General features: G+C 39.0%; 1 protein-coding gene. It reads right to left on the bottom strand.

Going from position 1 to position 616, the window contains the following annotated elements:
- The coding region (locus D0T56_RS10800; protein ID WP_163320167.1) for a tetratricopeptide repeat protein at positions 1-616 on the bottom strand (616 nt) is incomplete at both ends.

Raw genomic sequence — 616 nt, 5'->3', positions numbered from 1 at the left:
TCCGATACCAATAAACAGCTTGAGACATGTCCTTTTCTACTCCTTCTCCATCTTTACAACATAAAGCAAGACTAAATTGTGCTTCTTGCAACCCTTGCTCTGCAGCTTTCCGATACCAATAAACAGCTTGTGACATGTCCTTTTCTACTCCTTCTCCTTTTTTATAATACACAGCTAGATTAAATTGTGCCGCTACATAGCCTTGTTCTGCTGCTTTCCGAAACCAATAAACAGCTTGTGACATATCTTTTTCTACTCCTTCTCCATTGTCATAACACAAAGCTAGATTAAATTGTGCATCTTGCAACCCTTGTTCTGCTGCTTTCCGATACCAATAAACAGCTTGTGACATATCTTTTTCTACTCCTTTTCCATTTAGATAATACAAAGCTAGATTAAATTGTGCCGCTTGCAACCCTTGTCCTGCTGCTTGTTGATACCAATAAACAGCTTGAGACATATCCTTTTCTACTCCTTCTCCATTGTCATAACACCAAGCAAGATTAAATTGTGCTGTTTGTAACCCTTGCTCTGCAGCTTTCCGATACCAATAAACAGCTTGAGACATGTCCTTTTCTACTCCTTCTCCATTGTCATAACACCAAGCAAGACTAAA

Source organism: Dysgonomonas sp. 520 (genome assembly GCF_010501095.1).
In the GTDB taxonomy this organism is placed as follows: domain Bacteria; phylum Bacteroidota; class Bacteroidia; order Bacteroidales; family Dysgonomonadaceae; genus QVMP01.
The sequence above is the reverse complement of the archived record's forward strand: the minus strand, read 5'-3'. Positions and strand labels throughout refer to the sequence as shown.